Origin of the sequence: Flavobacterium sp. Sd200 (assembly GCF_009826935.1) — a bacterium.
GTDB lineage: Bacteria > Bacteroidota > Bacteroidia > Flavobacteriales > Flavobacteriaceae > Flavobacterium.
This window is the reverse complement of record NZ_WUMN01000026.1, coordinates 1-1,731: the sequence shown is the minus strand read 5'-3', so window position 1 is coordinate 1,731 and position 1,731 is coordinate 1. Positions and strand designations below refer to the sequence as shown.

Sequence of the window (1,731 nt, the reverse complement as noted above, 5' to 3'; positions counted from 1 at the left end):
CGATAGGTCTGAGGCCATCACGGCGGCGCTGCCCCTGTAAAAGGAAAACGGCGAGGCCGACATGCGCTCATAGCGGAGCGGCAAAAGGCTCTGTATCCTGCCCTTACTGCTTTCTTTTAAGATATTTATAGGGTTTGGCCGGCATGCTGACTCAATAATGTTTAATGATGCTATAGGGAAAAGCTTTTTTTGTGCTTTACCGATTTTGTGGCGCGTTTCTTTTGAAGAAACGGCTGTACTATTTTTCGTAGCATTTTCCATACTCCTTCTTATTTGGCAGCAAGCCTTTCACGCCTGTGCATTATTTTTTGTATCAGCACCCTGAGTTTGGCTTTGTAATCACCCGCCAGCCATTCGGTATAATTCTTTGTGACCTTGCCCAGGCATTTGGCATATTGCTTTACCCTCCAGTTGATTTCCTTATCCAGTTCTTCACTGAGGTGCAGCGCCTCTGAAATGGTTTCGGCATTATCGGCGCACATCAGGACATGCTGGCGGATGGAATCGCGGATTACTGTTTTGGGTTTCTCCCCATTTTCTGTGGCCATGCGGTGTGCCTGTTGCACATCAAATGATACTTCAAGGGAATTGGGGAATTTGGAACGTATTTCAGGGGGTACAGTATGGCTTTCATATTCCGTATGATGACTCATGCTTTCATGGTATTGCTCCGGATTTTCAAAGACATACTTCCAGTCCACTGGGGCGTTCCATTCACCGAAACGGTCAGTATTATTGCCAAGGTCAATAATGTTAAAAGTCTTTTTGTGCGGCAGCCTGCGCGAACCACGGCCAATCATCTGGTGGTATAAGGTAAGGGAGTTGGTCGCGCGGTTCAGGATAACGGACTGTACCGAAGGCTCGTCAAACCCAGTAGTCAGTATAGAGACTGATGTAAGTATTGCACCTTTGGTCTTTTTAAACCATTTTAAAATGCCATCCCGCTCTGTGGGGGATGTCTTGTTATCCAGGTGCCTGCAGTCGTATCCGGCATCGGTAAACATTTGGCAGACTGCTTTGGAAGTAAATATACCGGTATTGAAAATCAGTGTTTTTTTGTTTTTGGAATGCTCGTGGTACGCATGCAAGAGCAGCTCCAGCATGGCTGGGGCGGAGTAAAGGGCATCGGAAGAGCTGACGGTATAGTCCCCGTGCTGGCCAGTTATGAGTGAGTTGAGTTCCACGTCATACCGCCAGGTTTTAGGGCGTGCCAGAAAGCCCTGTTCAATGAGTGAGCCTATAGGGGTACCGACAATCAGTTCGCTGTAGTTTTTCTTCATCGGTAAATTGATATCTGCACTAAAAGGCGTTGCGGTAACGCCAATAACGGTCGCATTTTTAAATTTATCAAGTAGTTTCTGGAAAGAGTTGTGGTGGGCTTCATCAATGATCACAAGGCCTACACTGTCTGTATCCATCTGTCCTGACTTAATCCTGTTCTTCAGGGTTTCCACCATGGCAACATAGCAGAGCGATTGGTCTTTCCGGTTTATGGATTTTACGGCGCTGGTTATAGCCTTATTGGGTATCCCTGCATTTTTGAGGGTTATGGATGTTTGGCGACACAGCTCTTTGCGGTGTGTAAGTACTACCACTTTCCTCTGGAACTTTTCAATATATCTTTTCGCAATCTCAGAAAATATCACGGTTTTCCCTCCCCCGGTGGGCAACTGGTACAGGAGCCGTTGCGGGGTGGTGCTTTCCCCGATTTTTTCGAAAAGCGTAGTAATG

2 protein-coding genes are annotated in these 1,731 nt (G+C 46.8%); both read right to left on the bottom strand.

Annotated features, from left to right (window positions below):
• Positions 1-261 (bottom strand): DUF2252 family protein (locus tag GR160_RS19215; protein ID WP_160751517.1); only part of this gene is annotated, 261 nt, incomplete at its 3' end.
• A gap of 8 nt (positions 262-269) precedes the next feature.
• Positions 270-1,731 (bottom strand): DEAD/DEAH box helicase (locus GR160_RS19210; RefSeq protein ID WP_202390834.1); only part of this gene is annotated, 1,462 nt, incomplete at its 5' end.